This is a genomic window from Streptomyces sp. FXJ1.172 (assembly GCF_001636945.3).
Taxonomy (GTDB): Bacteria; Actinomycetota; Actinomycetes; order Streptomycetales; family Streptomycetaceae; genus Streptomyces.
Map to the genome: position 1 here is coordinate 7080086 of NZ_CP119133.2, position 19915 is coordinate 7100000.

At 71.1% G+C, this 19915-nt stretch carries 21 protein-coding genes; 13 read left to right on the top strand and 8 right to left on the bottom strand.

Annotation, left to right across the window (positions count from 1 at the left end):
* The first annotated feature begins 52 nt into the window (after positions 1–52).
* The 4 genes from A6P39_RS31825 to A6P39_RS31840 all read left to right on the top strand — a co-directional run bounded on the left by A6P39_RS31825 (position 53) and on the right by A6P39_RS31840 (position 2542).
* Positions 53–1348, top strand: coding sequence for a CynX/NimT family MFS transporter (locus A6P39_RS31825; protein ID WP_067048904.1), 1296 nt, complete (start codon positions 53–55; stop codon positions 1346–1348).
* Between the two features lie 98 nt (positions 1349–1446).
* Entirely contained in the window at positions 1447–1566 is a 120-nt protein-coding gene (locus A6P39_RS31830) for an SGM_5486 family transporter-associated protein (RefSeq protein WP_267133403.1), read from the top strand.
* A gap of 172 nt (positions 1567–1738) precedes the next feature.
* Positions 1739–1945 carry a hypothetical protein gene (locus A6P39_RS31835; protein WP_067048908.1) on the top strand — a complete coding sequence of 69 codons (207 nt, stop codon included), beginning with the start codon at positions 1739–1741 and terminating at the stop codon, positions 1943–1945.
* 78 nt (positions 1946–2023) lie between these two features.
* Positions 2024–2542: a SixA phosphatase family protein gene (locus tag A6P39_RS31840; RefSeq protein WP_067048912.1), complete on the top strand. Its 519-nt coding sequence runs from the start codon at positions 2024–2026 to the stop codon at positions 2540–2542.
* Between the two features lie 72 nt (positions 2543–2614).
* On the opposite strand, the gene serB is transcribed toward A6P39_RS31840, so the two are convergent.
* The gene (gene serB / locus A6P39_RS31845; RefSeq protein ID WP_067048916.1) at positions 2615–3838 is read right to left on the bottom strand and encodes a phosphoserine phosphatase SerB; all 1224 of its coding nucleotides are present in this window, start codon (positions 3836–3838) and stop codon (positions 2615–2617) included.
* A gap of 1167 nt (positions 3839–5005) precedes the next feature.
* Between serB and A6P39_RS31850 the strand changes: the two genes are divergently transcribed.
* Entirely contained in the window at positions 5006–7579 is a 2574-nt protein-coding gene (locus A6P39_RS31850; RefSeq protein WP_067048918.1) for an ABC transporter ATP-binding protein/permease, read from the top strand.
* An 84-nt stretch (positions 7580–7663) separates the two neighbouring features.
* Here A6P39_RS31850 and A6P39_RS31855 read toward each other — a convergent pair whose 3' ends face one another.
* From A6P39_RS31855 to A6P39_RS31865, 3 genes are all read right to left on the bottom strand, one after another.
* On the bottom strand, positions 7664–8410 hold the full coding sequence (locus tag A6P39_RS31855) for a transglycosylase SLT domain-containing protein (protein WP_067048921.1): 747 nt from the start codon (positions 8408–8410) through the stop codon (positions 7664–7666).
* 299 nt (positions 8411–8709) lie between these two features.
* Positions 8710–9783, bottom strand: a complete 1074-nt coding sequence (locus A6P39_RS31860; protein WP_443053077.1) for an S-adenosylmethionine:tRNA ribosyltransferase-isomerase — start codon at positions 9781–9783, stop codon at positions 8710–8712.
* 8 nt (positions 9784–9791) lie between these two features.
* The gene (locus A6P39_RS31865) at positions 9792–10487 is read right to left on the bottom strand and encodes an SDR family NAD(P)-dependent oxidoreductase (RefSeq protein ID WP_067048926.1); all 696 of its coding nucleotides are present in this window, start codon (positions 10485–10487) and stop codon (positions 9792–9794) included.
* Between the two features lie 226 nt (positions 10488–10713).
* On the opposite strand from A6P39_RS31865, the gene A6P39_RS31870 reads away from it, so the two are divergent.
* The 4 genes from A6P39_RS31870 to A6P39_RS45590 all read left to right on the top strand — a co-directional run bounded on the left by A6P39_RS31870 (position 10714) and on the right by A6P39_RS45590 (position 13383).
* Positions 10714–11883, top strand: coding sequence for a GAF domain-containing sensor histidine kinase (locus A6P39_RS31870; RefSeq protein WP_067048929.1), 1170 nt, complete (start codon positions 10714–10716; stop codon positions 11881–11883).
* A complete protein-coding gene (locus A6P39_RS31875) occupies positions 11876–12517 on the top strand; it encodes a response regulator (protein WP_067048933.1) in 642 nt (213 codons plus the stop codon). The genes A6P39_RS31870 and A6P39_RS31875 overlap by 8 nt, the downstream gene beginning before the upstream one ends.
* 183 nt (positions 12518–12700) lie before the next feature.
* Entirely contained in the window at positions 12701–12946 is a 246-nt protein-coding gene (locus A6P39_RS31880; RefSeq protein ID WP_067048936.1) for a chaplin, read from the top strand.
* A gap of 296 nt (positions 12947–13242) precedes the next feature.
* Complete coding sequence (locus A6P39_RS45590) at positions 13243–13383, top strand: chaplin (protein ID WP_443053002.1); 141 nt, start codon at positions 13243–13245, stop codon at positions 13381–13383.
* A 49-nt stretch (positions 13384–13432) separates the two neighbouring features.
* Here A6P39_RS45590 and A6P39_RS31890 read toward each other — a convergent pair whose 3' ends face one another.
* Positions 13433–14221: a hypothetical protein gene (locus A6P39_RS31890; RefSeq protein ID WP_079133517.1), complete on the bottom strand. Its 789-nt coding sequence runs from the start codon at positions 14219–14221 to the stop codon at positions 13433–13435.
* A 150-nt stretch (positions 14222–14371) separates the two neighbouring features.
* On the opposite strand from A6P39_RS31890, the gene A6P39_RS31895 reads away from it, so the two are divergent.
* The 3 genes from A6P39_RS31895 (at position 14372) to A6P39_RS31905 (ending at position 16732) form a co-directional block, all read left to right on the top strand.
* Positions 14372–15169, top strand: a complete 798-nt coding sequence (locus A6P39_RS31895) for an ABC transporter ATP-binding protein (RefSeq protein ID WP_067048942.1) — start codon at positions 14372–14374, stop codon at positions 15167–15169.
* Positions 15170–15230: 61 nt separating this feature from the next.
* Positions 15231–15662 carry an NfeD family protein gene (locus A6P39_RS31900; protein ID WP_067048946.1) on the top strand — a complete coding sequence of 144 codons (432 nt, stop codon included), beginning with the start codon at positions 15231–15233 and terminating at the stop codon, positions 15660–15662.
* 110 nt (positions 15663–15772) lie between these two features.
* Positions 15773–16732, top strand: coding sequence for an SPFH domain-containing protein (locus tag A6P39_RS31905; RefSeq protein ID WP_067048949.1), 960 nt, complete (start codon positions 15773–15775; stop codon positions 16730–16732).
* Between the two features lie 113 nt (positions 16733–16845).
* On the opposite strand, the gene A6P39_RS31910 is transcribed toward A6P39_RS31905, so the two are convergent.
* The 3 genes from A6P39_RS31910 to A6P39_RS31920 form a co-directional block, all read right to left on the bottom strand.
* Complete coding sequence (locus A6P39_RS31910; RefSeq protein WP_067048952.1) at positions 16846–17352, bottom strand: HNH endonuclease; 507 nt, start codon at positions 17350–17352, stop codon at positions 16846–16848.
* A 168-nt stretch (positions 17353–17520) separates the two neighbouring features.
* Positions 17521–18060 carry a YbhB/YbcL family Raf kinase inhibitor-like protein gene (locus A6P39_RS31915; protein WP_067048956.1) on the bottom strand — a complete coding sequence of 180 codons (540 nt, stop codon included), beginning with the start codon at positions 18058–18060 and terminating at the stop codon, positions 17521–17523.
* 45 nt (positions 18061–18105) lie between these two features.
* On the bottom strand, positions 18106–18888 hold the full coding sequence (locus A6P39_RS31920; RefSeq protein ID WP_067048959.1) for a sporulation protein: 783 nt from the start codon (positions 18886–18888) through the stop codon (positions 18106–18108).
* Positions 18889–18989: 101 nt separating this feature from the next.
* On the opposite strand from A6P39_RS31920, the gene A6P39_RS31925 reads away from it, so the two are divergent.
* Positions 18990–19640: a DNA-3-methyladenine glycosylase gene (locus A6P39_RS31925; protein WP_067048962.1), complete on the top strand. Its 651-nt coding sequence runs from the start codon at positions 18990–18992 to the stop codon at positions 19638–19640.
* Positions 19641–19915: the final 275 nt, after the last annotated feature.

Sequence of the window (19915 nt, forward strand, 5' to 3'; positions counted from 1 at the left end):
GATGGGCCTCATGGCTAGTGAGGAAACCCGGACAGTACAGGCCCCTACGGCGATGTCATCGACCGATCGCGGCACCGCCGCAGCGAACACACCCGAGACGACCCCCGGCCCGGTCCGCACGCGCGCGTGGGCGACACGGCTGGTCGTCGTCGGCATCCTGCTGTCCGCGCTGAACCTCCGCCCGGCCATCACGAGCCTCGGCGCCCTGCTGGAGGAGGTCCGCGACGGGCTCGGCATGAGCGGCAGCGTCGCCGGGCTGCTCACCTCCGTACCGCCGCTCTGCTTCGCCGTCTTCGGCGTCACCGCCCCGCGCCTGGCCCGCCGCTTCGGCCCGGCCGCCGTGGTGTGCGCCGGCATGGTCGCCATCACCGCGGGCCTGCTGATACGGCCGTACGCCGGGGGCACCGCCGGGTTCCTGGCCGCCAGCGCGCTCGCCCTCATGGGCATCGCGGTGAGCAACGTGCTCATGCCGGTCATCGTCAAGCGCTGGTTCCCCGACCGGGTCGGCTCCATGACCGGCCTGTACTCGATGGCCCTGGCCATGGGCACTTCCCTCGCCGCCGCGGTCACCGTCCCGCTGACCGACGCCATGGGCGGCGGATGGCGGCCCGGCCTCGTCGTGTGGGCCGTCCTCGCGGCCGCCGCCGTCCTGCCGTGGCTCCCGCTCGTCCGCGACCGCGGCACCGCGCCCGCACAGCGGCCGCAGCCGGAACCGGAGCCGGTGCGGGTGGTGCGGGAACAGCCCGCACCACCCGCGCCCCTGCGCATCACCCGCAGCCGCACCGCGTGGGCGCTCGCCGTCTTCTTCGGCCTCCAGGCCACCGCCGCCTACATCACCATGGGCTGGATGCCGCAGATCTTCCGGGACGCCGGTGTCCCCGCCGGCACCGCGGGCGTGCTGCTCGCCGTCACCATGGTGATGGGTGTGCCGCTGGCCTTCGTCATCCCGCGCGTCGCCGCGCGGCTGCCGCACCAGGGGCCGATCGTGCTGGTCCTGGGCGTGTGCGGGCTCGTCGGATACGCCGGCCTGTACTTCGCCCCGGCCGGCGGCGCCTGGGCCTGGGCCGTGCTGCTCGGCGTCTCCAACTGCGCCTTCCCGCTGGCCCTGACGATGGTCGGCATGCGGGCCAGGAGCGGTGCGGGCGTGGCCCAGCTGTCCGCGTTCGCGCAGAGCACCGGCTATCTGATCTCCATCCCCGGCCCGCTCCTCGTCGGCGTCCTCTACCAGCAGAGCGGCGGCTGGGGCCTGCCGATCGCCCTCATGGCGGGCCTGATGGTGCCGCAGGTCCTGGTCGGCTTCCTGGCGGGCCGCAACCGCACGGTGGAGGACGAGGCGGCGGCGCGCTGAGCGCCACCCCGGCGCCACGCCGAGCGGGCCACCCGGCGCCACGCCGAGCGGGCCACCCCGGCGGCACCCGCGCGCGGGGCCGGTGCGAGACTGACGGCATGCAGCCTGTGCTCGACCCGAACCCGCAGAACGGTCAGAAGAAGATGCTGATCGTCTTCGGCTCGTTCTTCGCCATCTTCGTGATCATCGCCATCATCGCGACCCTCGCCTCCCCGTGACGCGCCTGCCCTGCCTGCGGATGGTGGGGCTGGCCCCACCATCCCCTAGGGGGTAAGGGTCAGGGTCAACTGGGTGGAAGTCCGGATGGGTTGGCGGCCTTCGATTCCGTAGCTTCGAGATGTGACCGCGCAGGGCGGTCACGGACCCGCTCGAAGTCCCACGGAGGCGATCATGCCGGCCCGCACCCACTCCCGGCCCCACCCGGCGACCGCGGGCGGTGTCGACATCAGGTTGCCCTGGTGGGCCCTCGCCCTGCCCGCGCTCGCGTTCGTCGCGTTGCTGTTGCTGATACTGAACCCGTCGGACGCGCACGCGGCGAGCGGCGACCCGGCGATCACGCAGGTCTTCGAGCGCGCCCAGCAGCTCCTCGCGCGCTGATCCGAAGCCCCCGCGCGCGGTGAATCCGCAGACCAACTCCCTGCACCGCTTGGCGTGTTTCATGCGAAGCTGGAGCGCATGAGCGCCGCAGAACCTCGCAGGATCGTCCTCTTCCGGCATGCGAAAGCCGACTGGCCCCAGGTGCCCGACCACGAGCGCCCGCTCGCCGAGCGCGGACGCATGGACGCCGCGGTCGCCGGACGCAAGCTGGCCGACACCGGTATCGCCTTCGACCTGGCCCTGTGCTCCACCGCGGTCCGGACCCGCGAGACCTGGAAGCTCGCCGTCCACGAGCTGCCCGAGCGGCCGCGGACCGTCTACGAGGAGCGGGTCTACGAGGCCTCGCCCGGCGAGCTGATCGCCCTGCTCAACGAGACCCCGGACGACGTGCGCAACGTGATCCTGATCGGGCACAACCCGGGTGTGCACGGCCTGGCCGACATCCTGTCCGGTGAGTCCGGGGGAGATGCCCTGGAGCGGATGCAGCGCCACGGATTCCCGGCCGCCGCCTTCGCGCTGCTGTCCTTGGACGGCCCCTGGAAGAGCCTGGAGCCGGGTGCGGCCACGCTAACGGACTACTGGGCGCCCACTGAATGACCCCGTGCATGCGGGAGGGCCCGGCACCCACGGTGCCGGGCCCTCCCGCATGCACGGGGCCGCCGGGCCTGCTCAGCCCTCGTCGTGCGTGTCGGCCGCCTCGACCTCTTCGCGGGTGATGCCCAGCAGATACAGCACGGTGTCGAGGAAGGGGAAGTTCACCGCCGTGTGCGCCGCCTCGCGGACCACCGGCTTGGCGTTGAAGGCGACGCCCAGACCGGCCGCGTTCAGCATGTCCAGGTCGTTGGCACCGTCGCCGATCGCCACCGTCTGTGACAGCGGCACACCGGCCTCCGCGGCGAACCGGCGCAGCAGCCGCGCCTTGCCCGCCCGGTCCACGATCTCGCCGGTGACCCGGCCGGTGAGCTTGCCGTCGACGATCTCCAGCGTGTTGGCCTGCGCGAAGTCCAGCCCCAGCCGCTCCTTCAGGTCGTCCGTGACCTGGGTGAATCCGCCGGACACGACGCCGACCTGGTAGCCGAGTCGTTTCAGCGTGCGGATCAAGGTGCGGGCGCCCGGCGTCAGCCGGACCTCGTTGCGCACCTTGTCCACCACGGAGGCGTCCAGCCCCTTCAGCAGCGCCACGCGCGCGTGCAGCGACTGCTCGAAGTCCAGCTCCCCGCGCATCGCCGCCGCCGTCACCTCGGCGACCTCGTCCTCGCAGCCGGCGTGCGCGGCGAACAGTTCGATGACCTCGTCCTGGATCAGGGTGGAGTCCACATCCATGACCACCAGCCGCTGAGCGCGCCTGTGCAGGCCCGCCGAGACGACCGCGACATCGACACCCAGTGCCGCCGCATCGGAGGCCAGGGCCGTGCGCAGCGGCTCGGTCTCCACCCCGGAGACGGCGAACTCCACTGCCGTGACCGGGTACTTGGCGAGCCGGAAGATACGGTCGATGTTGCCGCCGGCCTTCGCGATCCGGTCGGCGATGGCGGCCGTCGACTCGGCCGTGAGCGGATGGCCGAGAACGGTCACCAGGGAGCGCCCGAGACCACGCGGGCGGTTGTCGCCGTGCCCCGAGATGATCTCCGCCTGCATCTTCATCGACTCGGCCCAGCTGTGCACGGTGGCCCTCAGGTCGCCCTCCAGGCCTGCCGGGGGCTGGCTCACCAGCACGCACAGCACCAGACGGCCCCGGGTGACGACCTGCTCGATGTCGACCACGTCGACGAGGTAGGCGGCCAGGGTGTCGAACAGGCCCGCCGTGATGCCCGGCCTGTCCTTGCCGAAGATCTTGACGAGGAGAGTGGGGACCTCGGAGGTCTGTGAGGCGGAGGTCTGCGAAGCGCTCATGGTGTCACCACCGTATCCGGCACCCAGTGCCTCGCGCCGCCGAGGTCCGCCTGACGGACACGGAACAATGGATGTCGGGCCGGTGTCAGGAATCTTTCCACCGAAAGACGGTCCAGTCACGACGTTCCGCTCCCGCCGCCGCACGGCACGCCGCCCCCAGGAGCAGCGCGGCGCCGAGATGGCCGTGCAGGGCGAGGCCCGCGCCGAAGGGCCGTAGCCGGGGGAGGACGGACAGGGGGACGGGGTCACGGAGACGGTCGTGAGCCAGGTGAGCAGGGGAAGGGCCAGGACCAGGGCCAGGGGGGCGTGACGCCGAGGCGCAGTGCGCAGCGGGCGGCCAGGCCGAGGGCGCGCTCGGGCGGCCGTGCCACCGGTGTGCAGACCGCTCCCAGCGCACCGGCCACCACCACCATCGCAGCCGCCCCCGCCGACCCGGTCCCCGGCAAGCCCGCCCCGCCGCCCCGGCCCCGCCGCCCCGGCCCTCGCGCAGCCGCCCCCGCCGACCCGGTCCCCGCGCAGCCGCCCCCGCCGACCTGGTCCCCGCCAAGCCCGCCCCCGCCCCGCCGCCGACCGTGACCGTGACGCTGACGGTGGCGACGGCATGCCCTGTCCTGGTGAGGGTGCCCAGCAAGGCCACGAAGTGCACGGCCACCGCCCCCGCGCGTGCGAGGAGTTCGGTGGGCGTGGTGCCAACTCCTGCCGCACGCAAGGATCGTAGGGAGGGCCACGGCAACAGCGGGCATCGGCCGGGCTCTCCCCTGGTGGCGTGATCTCGATGGTGCTGTGCGCCTCGGCGTCTTTCAGAGCGGCGACGGCGACGGCAGGGCGTCCGCCCGTGGCACCGTCCCGGCGGCGCACCCCCGGCACGCACGGCATGCCTCACGGGCAGCTCCCCGGGCACCTCATGGCTGCCCTCCGATCGCCGCATGGCGGACCCTGGTCCACGGCGCGGCGCCACGGCCGAGGTTGTCCGCTCTCGCCGGGATTACCACTCTCCGAGTGGGTTTCAACCCCGGTCGCAGGGCGAGTTGAAGCGCACAGGGGCACACGTGACAAGGCCCGGGTTTCGGTCAGAGCGCCGGGCCTGAAATAGTTCCCCCCGATGTTCGACATCCCTAGACTCCCTGCGATGGGGGTAACTCGGGGGACAACTCAGTGGGGCATGGAGTGCCTGAACTCGTTCTGGAATCAAACGGACGGACCTGGACGCTGGATCCGTCCAGGCCGTACACCCTCGGCCGCGATCCGCAGGGTGACATCGTCTTCGAAGACGCCAGGGTGTCCTGGCGGCACGCCACGGTCAGCTTCAACGGCCGTAGTTGGGTCATCGAGGACCACGGCAGTACCAACGGCACGTTCGTGCAGGGCCAACGGATCCAGCACATGGAGATCGGCCCGGGCTCGGCGTTGCATCTCGGCAACGCGACCGACGGGCCGCAGCTGAATCTGTCCGGGGCCGCCGCCCAGCAGCAGCCGGCGCCGTACGCCGCGCAGGGTGCCGGCGCACCGGGCTGGGCCCAGCAGGCAGCGCAGCAGGCGGCAGCCCAGCAGGCACCGGCCGCACAGCAGGCGCCGGCACCCCAGCAGGCCGGGCAGGCCGGCTGGCAACAGCCGCCGCAGGCATCGGCGTTCCCGCAGCAGCAGGCGGGGCCGGCCGATCCGTACGCGCAGGCGGCACCCGGTGGTGGCGCGGGGGCGCCGCCGGTCTACGGCGACCGCAGCCCGACCACGTTCCACCAGTTCGCCGTCGGCCGGGTGATGCGCATCGGCCGTGCCCTGGAGAACGAGCTGGTCGTCTCCGACCTCCAGGTCTCCCGGCACCACGCCGAGTTCCACTCGACGCCCGACGGCCGCTTCGAGATCCGCGACCTGGGCTCGCACAACGGCACCTACGTCAACGGCCAGCCGATCGCCAAGGGCGGCTCGGTGCTGCTCGGCCCGGCGGACATCGTCGGTGTCGGTCACTCCACCTTCCGGATCGTCGGCGACCGCCTCCAGGAGTTCGTCGACACCGGTGAGGTCTCCTTCTCCGCGCGCCATCTGACCGTCACGGTCGACGGCGGCAAGCAGATCCTGAAGGACGTCTCCTTCGGCGTCCCGGAGAAGTCGCTGGTCGCGGTCATCGGCCCGTCCGGCTCCGGCAAGTCGACCCTGCTCAAGGCGCTCACCGGCTACCGGCCCGCCAACCAGGGCGAGGTCCTCTACGACAACCGGAACCTGTACAAGCAGTTCGCCGAGCTGCGCCAGCGCATCGGTCTGGTCCCGCAGGACGACATCCTGCACAAGGAGCTGAGCGTCAAGAAGGCCCTGAAGTACGCGGCCAAGCTGCGCTTCCCGGCCGACACCACCGCGCAGGAGCGCGACGCCCGCATCGACGAGGTGCTGCGCGAGCTGAAGCTCGACATCCACAAGGACAAGAAGGTCACCTCGCTCTCCGGCGGCCAGCGCAAGCGTGTCTCGGTGGCCCTGGAGCTGCTCACCAAGCCGTCGCTGATCTTCCTGGACGAGCCGACCTCCGGTCTCGACCCGGGCATGGACCGCGACGTGATGCAGCTGCTGCGCGGCCTCGCCGACGACGGCCGTACCGTCCTCGTGGTCACCCACTCGGTGGCCGAGCTGGCGCTGTGCGACAAGCTGCTGGTGATGGCGCCGGGCGGCTCGGTGGCGTACTTCGGCCCGCCGGAGGAAGCACTGAACTTCTTCGGCTACGACAGCTGGGCCGACGTCTTCTCCGCCTTCGAGAACTACCGCGACTACGACTGGGCGGGCCGCTGGAAGGGTTCGCAGCACTACCAGATGTACGCGGCGGACGTCGACTCCGTGGCCCCGCAGTCCGTACACGCGCATCCGGTGCAGGCCATCAGGCCGCCCAAGCCGCAGGCCTGGGGCTCACAGCTGCTGACCCTGATCCGGCGCTATGTGTCGGTCATCGCCTCGGACCGGGGCTTCCTGCTGCTGTCGGTGATCCTTCCGGCGGTCCTCGGCGCGGTCAGCCTGCCGATCCAGCACAGCCGCGGCCTGAAGGTCAACGCGGCGATCAACCCGCAGACCGGCCTGCACGTGCCCAACGGCACGGCCACCACGGTGCTGCTGATCCTCGCCGTCGGCGCGTGTTTCGCGGGCGCCGCGAACTCCGTGCGTGAGCTGATCAAGGAACGGGTGATCTACGAGCGGGAGCGGGCGACCGGCCTGTCCCGGTCGGCGTACCTGATGTCCAAGGTGGTCGTGCTCGGTGCCGTCACCGTGCTGCAGGGCCTGCTGGTCGGCGTGATCGGCTTCTCCAGCCGTGCCGTCCCCGACCAGGGACTCGTCCTCGGCGGCTCCACCCTGCTGGAGCTGTGCCTGCCGATCATGGCCCTCGGCTTCACCTCGATGATGGTCGGCCTGGTGATCTCCTCGCTGGTGAAGACCGCCGAGAAGACCATGCCGCTGCTGGTGATGTTCGCGATCATCCAGGTCGTCTTCACCGGCTGCCTGTTCACCCTGCACGGCACGCTCGGCGTGAACGAGGTCTCGTACCTGATGCCGTCGCGCTGGGGCGTGGCCGCCGCCGGTACCACGCTGGACTTCAACAACATCGCCCCGAACACCGACGACCCGGGCAGTACCGACCCGCTGTGGAACCACACGGCCGGGGCCTGGGGCATGGACATGGTGATACTGATCGCGCTCGGTGTGATCTGCGGTTTCTTCGTGGCCCGCTTCCTGCGCCGCCACGAGCCGGAGGTCATGCGCAAGTAACGGCGCGCACGACAAGGCCGAAGGGCGGCACCCCGTGCTGGGGTGCCGCCCTTCGGCGTGCGTGGCTGAGGTCCGCGCCAGGCCTCAGTACGCGCTGTTGACGTTGTCCATCGAGCCGTAGCGGTGGGCAGCGTAGTTGGCGGCGGCGGTGATGTTGGCGACCGGGTCGTAGATGTTCCACGACGTGCCGGACACGTGGTACGCGTTGAAGGTCGGCTGGATCACCTGCAGCAGACCCTTGGACGGGATGCCGTTGGCGGCGTTGATGTCCCAGTTGTTGATGGCCATCGGGTTGCCCGAGGACTCCCGCATGATGTTGCGGTGCAGGCCGCTGTAGGAGCCCGGGATGCCCTTGGCCCGCATGATGTCCAGGGACTCGCGGATCCAGCCGTCGAGGTTGTTGGCGTAGGTCTTGGTGGCGGCGACCGTCTCCATCTGCGGGCGCTGCGCGGAGCGGCTCGCGGCCTGGTCGGCGCGCTCCTGGGCGGCCTTCTTCGCGGCGGCGTCGGCGGCGGCCTGGGCGGCGGCCTTGGCGGCGGCCTGCTTCTGCGCGGCCTCGGCGGCGGCCTTCTTCTGGGCGGCGAGGGCGTCCAGCTTGACCGTGTCGGTGGCGAGCTGGTCCGTGACCGTGCCCTTGACGTTCTTCAGCGGGGTGCTGCTCGCGGCCTCGGCGGTCACGGCCGGGGCGCCGGTGGTGACCGTCTCGGCGCTGCTGGGGACAGCGGAGAACGCGAGCGCGGCGGTGCCGAGGCAGCAGGCGCCGGCGATGGCGATCTTGCCCCGCTTGGTCAGGGCGCGACTATGGAATCGGGCGAGAACGTTCTTGGGCACGGCTGATGGACCTCTCGTGAGCGCGGAGGTCGCTCCTGCGTCCGCCGGGGGAATCGGCTCCTCCCGCACGAACGCCATGGGCTGTGGACCCACGGCGCTGAGCGACGGGAGCAATTCTTAGCTGGCGCAAAATGCCCAGGCAAAGGTGTGACGTACGATCCCGGGTAGTGGATCACCGAAGGGCAAAACGGGACAGATTGGACCGTCTGTCCCGTTCGTGTGGGGGAGCTATATCTCCTATGCCCCTTCGTACGTGATGTGGACCCTATGTGCGGGCTCACATCGAAGACGTAACAATCTCACCAGGAGTTGCCATCGCAACGCTCTGTGTGAGGCCCCTCCTCCGGGAGGATGAGATGCACGTCGCCGAACTCGTGCCACAGGTAGAGCCCGCTGAGCGCCTCGTCGTAGGCACGCTCGACCGCGGCCCGCCCCGCTACCGCCTCCAGCATCAGCAGGTGCGAGGCCTCGGGCTCGTGCAGCCCGGTCAGCAGCCCGTCCACCACCCGCACGCCGCGCTCCGGCGTGACGACCAGATCCGTCCACCCCCCGGCCGCCCGCACCACCCCGTCCGGTCCGGTGGCCGACTCCACGGCCCGTACGGCCGTGGTCCCGACGGCGACCACCCGTCCCTCGCCCGCCTGCACGGCATTGATCAGCCGTGCGGAGGCCGCCGGCACCGCGAACCGCTCCGGATACGGCGGCTCGTGCGCCTCCGCCGACGCCACCCCCGTGTGCAGCGCGACCGGCGCGAACTGCACCCCGCGGCTCACCAGCTCCGCCACCAGCGGCGCGGTGAACGGCCGCGCCGCACTCGGCATCTCCGCACTGCCCTGCCCATCCGGCGCCGGCAGCGCGAAGACCGTCTGGTACACCGACAGCGGCTGATCCCGCTCCGTGTAGGAGTAGCGAATCGGCCGCCCGCGCTCCCTCAGCACCTCCGTCACGTCCGCCCCGCCGCCCCGCGCCCACCAAAGCCGCGCCCCGCGCGCACTCAGCGGCTCCTCCAGAACCAGCCGCGCCCCACCCGGCAGCGAGACCTCTGTCCCCGCGTACGTGCCCGTACGCGCGCGCGTGCTACCCCGTCCGTCCGGTTCCCGCAGCTCGACCGCCCACCGTTCGTCCTCGCCGCGCGTGGAGAAATGCACCACCACGCGCGCGTGCCCGATCCGCCCGTCCACCGCGGCGGCCCGCGTGGGCGAGGTGTTCACCACCAGCACGTCCCCGGCCCGCAGCAGCCGCGGCAGCTCACGGAACGCGTGATGCGTCACCTCCGTACCGCGCGACACGAGCAGCCGTACGGCATCCCGGTCCAGCCCCGGCCCCCGCTGCTCGGCCGGCACCCGCGCGGCCCGCCCCGCCGGCACCCGCACGCGTCCCCTCACCGCTCCTCCAGCAGGGCCGACGCCACATGGCGCCCGCCGGCCGGCCGCTCGTCCAGTAGCCGCAGGAACGCCGGTACGACAGCGGCCGGCGCCGGACGCGGGTCCGTGTCGCCGGGTACGGCCGCCGCGTACAGGCCGGTCGCCATGTCCCCGGGATCCACCGTCCACACCCGCAAGTCCGGCTCCTCCACGCCCAGCACCGCCATGAGGTGGTCCAGGGCCGCCTTCGAGGCGCCGTAACCGCCCCATGTCCCGTACGCCTCGGCCGCCGCGTCCGAGCTGACCGCCAGCACCGTGCCGGCCGGCGACTCGCGCAGCAGCGGCAGCGCCTCCCGGACCAGGCCCAGCGCGGCCACCACGTTCACCTCCAGCGCCCGCCGCAGCCCCTCCAGCGGCAGCTCGGCCAGCGGCACCAGCGGCTCGGCGCCCAGCGCGCTCGCGTTGCTCACCAGCAGATCGAGACCGCCCAGCTCGCGCGCGGCCGCCACCAGCGCGGACCGGTGAGCGGCGTCCGTGACATCGCCGGGCACCGCCTCCACGCGCGTGCCGTGCCCGGCGACCGCCTCCGCGGCCTCCTCGAGCGGGCCCGCGCCCCGCGCGTCGAGCACCAGATCCCAGCCGCGCGCTGCCAGCGCCCCGGCGAGCGCCCGCCCCAGCCCCTTCGAGCCCCCTGTGATGATCGCTACCGGCATGACAACCGTCCCCTCGTCACCGACCGCCCGCTCCGGCGGTGCCCACACCGTAGGAACGCCCCCGCCCGGGCCGCCTCCGGCGCGGGCCGCAGCACAGGCGGGCCCTTCGGCGTACACCGCACGCCCCGGGCCATGGGTCCTGGGCCGGCGGCCCTAGGCCGAGCGGACCGGTCCCGGCCTCCCCGGTCCGATCCGTGTTGTCACACCCCGCCGGTACCGTGAGGACATGAGTCAAGGCCCCCGGTCCGGCCTCGCCGCGGTGAGTTCCGCGCTGCTGGCCATGAGCAGGCATCTGGAGGTGCGCGACGTCCTCAAGACGATCGTCGCCTCCGCCCGCGAGCTGCTCGACGCGCAGTACGCCGCCCTCGGCGTCCCCGACGACCACGGCGGCTTCGCCCAGTTCGTCGTCGACGGCGTCAGCGACGCCCAGTGGAAGGCCATCGGGCCGCTGCCCCGCCAGCACGGCATCCTCGCCGCGATGCTGCACGAGGCCCGCCCCGAGCGCCTCGCCGACGTGCGCAAGGATCCCCGCTTCGAGGGCTGGCCGTCCGCCCACCCGGACCTGGTCGACTTCCTGGGCCTGCCCATCCGCGACGGCGACGAGGTCATCGGCGCGCTCTTCCTCGCGAACAAGCTGCATTCCGCAGGGGGACACCCCGCGCGCCCGAAGCCCGAGGGGAGCTGTGGCTTCACCGCGCAGGACGAGGAGCTGCTGTCCATCCTCGCCCAGCACGCCGCCATCGCCCTCACCAACGCCCGCCTGTACGAACGCAGCCGCGAGCTGACCATCGCCGAGGAGCGCTCCCGCCTCGCCCACGAACTGCACGACGCGGTCAGCCAGAAACTCTTCTCGCTGCGCCTGACCGCGCAGGCCGCGGCCGCCCTCGTCGACCGCGACCCCGCGCGCGCGAAGGGCGAGCTACACCAGGTCGCCGCGCTCGCCGCCGAGGCGGCCGACGAACTGCGCGGCGCCGTCGTGGAGTTGCGCCCCGCCGCCCTCGACGAGGACGGCCTGATCGCCACCCTGCGCACCCAGACCCGGGTCCTCGACCGCGCCCACACCGCGCGCGTGACCTTCACCAGCAACGGCTTCCGCGCCCTGCCGTCGGCGCAGGAGGAGGCCCTGCTCCGGGTCGCCCAGGAGGCCCTGCACAACGCACTGCGCCACTCCGGCGCCGAGCACGTCGCGGTGAGCGTGGACCGGCGCGGCGGCGGAGCCGTGCTGCGCGTCAGCGACGACGGCAGCGGTTTCGATCCGCAGACGGTCCGCCGCGCCGGGCGGCATCTGGGCCTGGTCTCGATGCGGGACCGGGCGAGCGGGGTCGGCGGCACGCTGACCGTGGAATCGGTGCCCGGCAAGGGCACCACGATCGAGATGGAGGTCCCCGGTGGCTGACCCGATCAAGGTGCTGCTCGTCGACGACCACCAGGTCGTCCGCCGGGGCCTGCGCACCTTCCTGGAGGTGCAGGACGACATCGAGGTGGTCGGCGAGGCCGCCGACGGCGCCGAGGGCGTCGCCCGCGCCGAGGAGCTGCGCCCGGACATCGTCCTGATGGACATCAAGATGCCCGGCATGGACGGCATCGACGCCCTGCGCCGGCTGCGCGCACTCGCCAACCCCGCGCGCGTGCTGATCGTCACCAGCTTCACCGAGCAGCGCACGGTCGTCCCGGCCCTGCGCGCGGGCGCCGCCGGGTACGTCTACAAGGACGTGGACCCCGACGCCCTCGCCGGCGCCATCCGCTCCGTGCACGCCGGCCACGTCCTGCTCCAGCCGGAGGTCGCCGACGCCCTGCTCTCCCAGGAGGAGGCCAACTCCGGCCAGGGCAGAGGCACCTCGCTCACCGAGCGGGAGAGCGAGGTGCTCGGCCTGATCGCGGACGGCCGCTCCAACCGCGAGATAGCCCGCGCGCTCGTGCTGTCCGAGAAGACCGTCAAGACGCACGTCTCCAACATCCTCATGAAACTCGACCTCGCCGACCGCACCCAGGCCGCACTGTGGGCCGTACGCCACGGTGTGTCCGACTGAAGCACCCGACCCGACGCGCCACCGCGGCCGTCACGCACGGCAACCCCGGGGGTCATGCTCCGGACTGAGATTCATACCGTCGTGGGAATGTCACCCGGACGGCGCATCCTCCGGCCGGCCGCGCCGTTCTCCAGTGCGTGCTGCGGCGAACCGCCGTGGTGAACGCCTAGGAGGGGTTGGAAAGTGAAGAACCTGAAGAAGGCAGCCGCCGTGACGATCGCGGCCGGTGGCCTCATGGCCGCCGGTGCGGGCCTGGCCTCCGCCCACAGCGGTGCCCAGGCCGCCGGCGAGGCCCAGGGCTCGCCGGGTGTCGTCTCGGGCAATGTCGCTCAGGTGCCGGTGCACATCCCGGTGAACGCGGTGGGCAACAGCGTCAGCGTCATCGGCGCGCTGAACCCGGTCTTCGGCAACCTCGGCCTCAACCAGTGAGGTCCCGCCGACCGTGACCACAGGCCTCCCGGGCACACCGGGAGGCCTGTCAGCTTGTCGGCCGACTGCACCGAACGGGCGCTCAGGCCCTGGCCGCCGTACCGCATCGGAACCTCCGGCGTTGATGAGCGCACGACCCACGGCCGGGCCGGAACAGCACACGCAGTCGGAACAGCACACGCAGGAGGAACCCGCCGCATGAACATCGCCAAGAAGGCCGCTTTCGCCGTGACCGTCGCCGGTATCGCCGCGGGGCGTCGGCCGGCGCCGCCGTCGCCGCCTCCGACGCCCACGGCGTGGCCGAGAAGTCCCCGGGCGCCGCTTCCGGCCTCGTCGCCCAGTTCCCGCTGCACGTGCCGGTGAACGTCGTCGGCGACAGCGGCAACCTGATCGCCGCGCTGAACCCGGCGTTCGGCAACAAGGCCGCGAACAGCTGACGACGCCCGGGGGCTCCTGCGGGCACCGTCGCCCGGGGGCCCTTCGCGCTCAGCGTGCCCCGCGCTCCCGCTCCTCCACGATGGAGTTGTACGCGGCCACCTGCGCCCGGCGAGCCGTACGCTCGACGGGGCGCAGGGCCTGTGCACGGGCCGCCATCTCGCTGGAGCTGACCGCACCCCCGTGCCCGTTGCCGTACGCCAGCGACACCAGCAGAGCGACCCGCCGCGCCAGCTCCAGCACCCGCACGGCACGCGGCGGATACCCCGGCGCCAGCACCTCCCGCCCGGACTCGGCCCGCGCCCGGTACGCGTCGATCGCCGCCTCAGCCACCGGACCCGACCCGGCGACATCCAGCTTCGACAGCACCTCTGTCGCCTCGCGCAGCGCCTCTGCCAGTTCCCGCTCGGCCTCGCCCAGCGACGGCACATCGGCGGGCGGCGCCGCCCGCACCGGCAGCACATGCCACACCACCTCGGCACGCACATCGCCCTCGGGCCCGGCCTCGTACGCCTGAGGAACCAGCCCGAAAGCGGTCCCGAAGCAGACCACCGCCTCCTCGGCCTCCAGCGCCCGTGCGTTGAACTCCGGCGGACCGCTCAGCCCCAGCGGATGCCCGGGCGCCGGCAGCGCCACCCGCAGCCCGGTCGCCCCCAGCGTGCGCAGCCGCCCCAGCGCGAGCGTGAGCCCGACCGGCGCGGACTCACCGGGCAGCCCCGCCACTCGGTGCACCGTGTCCTCGCCCACAATGGCGAGCGCGGCGTCATCCGGAGAGACAAGTCCGGCCAAAAGGGCATTTCCCCAAGCGGCAAGGCGTCCTGAACGCGGTTCCGAGAGCATGCCCCCACCCTAAGGACCGGACCGATGGAATGGACCGGCGTACTCGTGGCGTAGATTTCATAAGGGCCGCGCCCACCGGCACTACGGCCCGAGCCACAGGCGTACGCGACAGCCGAGACCGGCCACACTGCAAGGGGAGACAACGCGCTCATGAGCGATGTTCTGGAGCTTCAGGACGTATCCGTGGTCCGCGAGGGCCGGGCTCTGGTGGACCAGGTCTCCTGGTCGGTGAAGGAGGGCGAGCGCTGGGTCATCCTCGGCCCGAACGGCGCCGGCAAGACCACCCTCCTGAACGTCGCCTCCAGCTACCTCTACCCCAGCAAGGGCACCGCCACCATCCTCGGTGAGACCCTCGGCAGGCCCGGCACCGACGTCTTCGAGCTGCGCCCGCGCATCGGCGTGGCCGGCATCGCCCTCGCCGAGAAGCTCCCCAAGCGCCAGACGGTCCTGCAGACGGTCCTCACCGCCGCCTACGGCATGACCGCCGGCTGGCACGAGGAGTACGACGAGGTCGACGAGCAGCGCGCCCGCGCCTTCCTCGACCGCCTCGGCATGAGCGACTACCTCGACCGGAAGTTCGGCACCCTCTCCGAGGGCGAGCGCAAGCGCACCCTGATCGCCCGCGCCCTGATGACCGACCCCGAGCTGCTCCTGCTGGACGAGCCCGCCGCCGGCCTCGACCTCGGCGGCCGCGAGGACCTGGTCCGCCGCCTCGGCCGGCTCGCCCGCGACCCGATCGCCCCCTCGATGATCATGGTCACGCACCATGTGGAGGAGATCGCCCCCGGCTTCACCCACGTCCTCATGATCCGCCAGGGCAAGGTCCTCGCCGCCGGCCCGATCGAGCTGGAACTCAGCTCCCGCAACCTCTCCCTCTGCTTCGGCCTCCCGCTCGTCGTCGAGCAGGTCGGCGACCGCTGGACCGCCCAGGGCCTGCCCATGTCCTGACCCCTGCGCGCTTCCCCCGCGCGCCCTGTCCGCCGCCCGACCCCGGCCCTACCATGACCGTGTGAACGACATCGACGCATGGGTGTGGTGGCTCGTCGGCGCGGCGGCACTCGGAATCCCGCTCGTCGTCACCGCCATGCCGGAGTTCGGCATGTTCGCGGTGGGCGCCGTCGCGGCCGCGGTCGTCGCCGGACTCGGCTTCGGCGCCGTGATCCAGGTCCTCGCGTTCGCCGTCGTCTCCGTCGCCCTGATCGCCGTCGTCCGGCCCATCGCGGCCCGCCAGAGCAGACAGCGCCCCCAACTCGCCACCGGCATAGACGCGTTGAAGGGCAAACAGGCCGTCGTACTGGAACGGGTCGACGGCTCCGGCGGCCGCATCAAGCTCGCCGGCGAGGTCTGGTCGGCCCGCGCCCTGGACACCGGCCGCGCCTACGAAATCGGCCAGGAGGTGGACGTCGTGGAGATCGAGGGAGCCACCGCAATCGTCATCTGAGCCATCCGACCGGCGAGTTGGGCGGCAGTCTGTCAGACTCGACCAGCAAGATCTTCAACAGCCATAAGATCTGCCGAAGAGGCGAGGCGGAGAGGGGCACAGGGAGCACGATGGACGCGGTCATCATCGTCCTGGTCATTCTGGTGGTGTTGGTCTTCATCGCCCTGATCAAGACCATCCAGGTCATCCCACAGGCAAGCGCCGCCATCGTCGAGCGCTTCGGCCGCTACACGCGGACCCTGAACGCGGGCCTCAACATCGTGGTCCCGTTCATCGACACCATCCGCAACCGCATCGACCTGCGCGAACAGGTCGTACCGTTCCCGCCACAGCCGGTGATCACCCAGGACAACCTGGTCGTCAACATCGACACGGTCATCTACTACCAGGTGACGGACGCCCGCGCGGCCACCTACGAAGTCGCCAGCTACATCCAGGCGATCGAGCAGCTGACGGTCACCACGCTCCGCAACATCATCGGCGGCATGGACCTCGAACGCACCCTGACCTCCCGCGAGGAGATCAACGCGGCCCTGCGCGGCGTCCTCGACGAGGCCACCGGCAAGTGGGGCATCCGCGTCAACCGCGTCGAACTGAAGGCCATCGAGCCCCCGACCTCCATCCAGGACTCGATGGAGAAGCAGATGCGCGCCGACCGTGACAAGCGCGCCGCGATCCTCACCGCCGAAGGTACGCGCCAGGCCGCCATCCTCACCGCCGAGGGCGAGAAGCAGTCCCAGATCCTGCGCGCCGAAGGTGAGGCCAAGGCAGCGGCCCTGCGCGCGGAAGGCGAGGCCCAGGCGGTCCGTACGGTCTTCGAGGCCATCCACGCCGGAGACCCGGACCAGAAGCTCCTGTCCTACCAGTACCTGCAGATGCTGCCGAAGATCGCCGAGGGCGACGCCAACAAGCTCTGGATCGTCCCGAGCGAAATCGGCGACGCCCTCAAGGGCCTGTCCGGCGCGATGGGCAACTTCGGCCCCCTGGGCGGCGGTTCGGGCAACGGCGGCAGCTCCATCCCGCCCCAGAACAACGGCACGGAGCGCAGGGAGAAGCCGAGCATCGACTGAAGGGCACGTCCAGGACGCCGAGTTCCCCGCCGCCCCCAAAAAAAGGGCGCGGGGAACCGCGCGATCTGCCAGGAACAACCCTCAGCCACCGACGAAGCGCACCCGGCCGACGACTAGGCCGCATCCCGGGCGAGCCACTCGGGAAGCGCGTCAAAGTCCTCCCGCCCCAGAGCCAAGAGCATCGCATCCGCCGGCGTCGGCTCGAACGGCTCCCTCAGCAAGGCCATGCCCGCCTCCACAGGAGTGCGATTGGCCTTGCGGTGATTGTCCTCCGCACACGCGGCGACGGTATTCAGCCACGTGTCCTGCCCACCCTGCGCCCGCGGCACCACATGGTCCACCGTCGTGGCCCTGCGCCCGCAGTAAGCGCACCGGTGCTGGTCCCGGACCAGCACCCCCCGCCTCGACCATGGAGCTTGTCTTCGGAACGGCACCCGTACGTACCTGCACAGCCTGATCACCCGCGGCGCCGGTATGTCCACATCCGCGCCCCGCATCCGCAGTTCGGGATGGGACTGCTCGACGACGGCCTTGTCCTGCAGCACCAGAACGACGGCTCGGTTCAAGGTCACCGTCGACAGCGGCTCGAAGCTCGCGTTCAGCACCAGCGTGTCACGCATCCAGCCCACCTCCCGTGTGCACCTGCCCACCCCCCGGCGGGCTTGGATCAACTCTGGACGGGCACGCCGAGATGGACAACGCAATAAAAAATGCCCGCCTCCGATCACTTCCAAGACCGGAGGCGGGCAAACGTTCAATGAACGCTCGGCTGAATCACGGCGCTGCGCTCAGCCCTTCGCGGGGTTCTCGTACTCACCGATCAGCTGGGCACGCGCGATGGCGTGGAACCGCAGATTGAAACCGACGACGGCGGGCGACACGTCCGAATCCGGACCCAGCTTCTCCTGATCCACGGCGTACACCGTGAAGACGTAGCGGTGCGGCCCGTCCCCCGGCGGCGGCGCGGCACCGCCGAAGTCCTTCGTGCCGTAGTCGTTGCGCACCTGCACCGCGCCCTCGGGCAGGCCCTCGAACTTGCCGCTTCCCGCACCCGCCGGCAGCTCCGTCACCGAGGCCGGGATGTCGAAGAGGACCCAGTGCCAGAACCCGCTGCCCGTCGGCGCGTCGGGGTCGTAGCAGGTCACGGCGAAGCTCTTGGTCTCCGGCGGGAAGCCCTCCCAGCGCAGCTGCGGCGAGGTGTTGCCCTCCGCGTAGACCTGAGCGTCCTTGAGCGTCGCACCCTCCTCGATGTCCGCGCTCGTCACCGTGAACGACGGCACGGGCGGATGGAAATCATGGGGGAGCGGCCGCCGCTTCAGCTCGGTCACCTCGGTACCTCCTGATCGATGATCTGGAATCAGCAGTTCCCGAGCCTAGAACCAGTTGCGCCTGCTGCCGACCTCGGACAGCCACTGGTTCAGATAAGCCGCCCAGTCGGTTCCCTGCCAGTCGTACTGCCCCACCTGGAAGGACCGGTAGGTGTCCGAACCCTCGCTGAACAGACCCGGCTTCTTGTCCATCTCCAGCACGACGTCCATCGCGTGCTCGTCGGCCACGAAGCTCAGCTCGACCTGGTTCAGGCCCCGGTACTGCGACGGCGGGTGGAATTCGATCTCCTGGTAGAAGGGGAGCGTCTGCCGCGTACCCCGGATGTGCCCGCGCTCCATGTCCGCATTCTTGAAGCGGAAGCCCAGCTGGATGAACGCGTCCAGGATCGCCTTCTGCGCCGGCAGCGGGTGCACATTGATCGGGTCCAGGTCGCCGGAGTCCACGGCCCGGGCGATCGCCAGCTCGGTCGTGACACCGATGTGCATCCCGCGCAGCGCCTGCCCGTCGATCATCGTGACCGGTGTCTCCCAGGGGATCTCGAGCCCGAACGGCACCGCGTGCACCGCGCCCGCCTGCAGCTCGAACGCGCCACCGAGCCGCACCCTGGTGAACTCGATGTCCTGCTTGTACTCCTGGTCGCCGCTCTCCACCTCGACCTTGGCCTGCAGACCGACGGACAGCCCCTCGACGTCCTGGTTCACGGACCCGCCCTGGATGCGGACCTCACCCTGGACCACACCGCCCGGCACCACGTTCACCTCGGTCAGCACCGTCTCGACCGAGGCCCCGCCGGCCCCGAGGCTCGCGAGCAGCTTCTTGAACGCCATTGACTCTCCCTTTACGAAGGACCCTCGACCCCTACAAACGCGAACCGCCCCCCGACCGGTTCCGCCGGGCCGATGTCCCCTCTGCACTACCCTCGGTCGGCATGATCGCGCCCCCGGACCGTATGCCCCTGCCGAGAGAGTTCTTCGACCGCCCGGTCCTCGAGGTGGCGCCGGACCTCCTCGGCCGCGTGCTGGTCCGCACGACCCCCGAGGGCCCGATCGCCGTCCGCCTCACCGAAGTCGAGGCGTACGACGGCCCGAACGACCCCGGCTCACACGCCTACCGTGGCCGCACCGCACGCAACGAGGTGATGTTCGGCCCGCCCGGGCACGTGTACGTCTACTTCACCTATGGCATGTGGCACTGCATGAACCTCGTATGCGGCCCCGAGGGCCGGGCGAGCGCCGTCCTGCTGCGCGCCGGCGAGGTCATCGAGGGCGTCGACCTCGCTCGCAAACGTCGACTTTCAGCCCGTGATGACAAGGAACTGGCCAAAGGCCCGGCCCGTCTGGCCACGGCCCTCGAGGTCGACCGGGCCCTGAACGGCACGGACGCATGCACCTCCGGTGACACGCCCCTGCGGATGCTCACCGGTCGGCGGGTCCCCTCTCACCAGGTACGGAACGGCCCCCGCACCGGAGTCGCCGGCGAAGGCGGCAACGGCGACGTCCATCCCTGGCGTTACTGGATTGCTGACGACCCGACAGTCAGCCCCTATCGGGCCCACGTCCCGAGGCGCCGCTCAAGTTGACGCGTCCCTGGAAGGTGCGTAATGTATCCCGAGCCGCTGAACCGGGTACGGCAATCGCCTGCAGCCGGAGCGGCCACCCCACTACCTAGCTACAACCCCTCACAGGGGTCGATTTCTGCGCGCCCGCGTGCCTGAAATTCGATCGCGAGACTCGATTATGAGTCGCCGAGGAAATGAGCTAACGTAGTGAATGTCGAAAGGCCGAAGGGCGAAAGCCCAAAAGCCTGAAGACATCCCGCCGACCGGGAATCAGACGCCGAAAGGATCTGATAGAG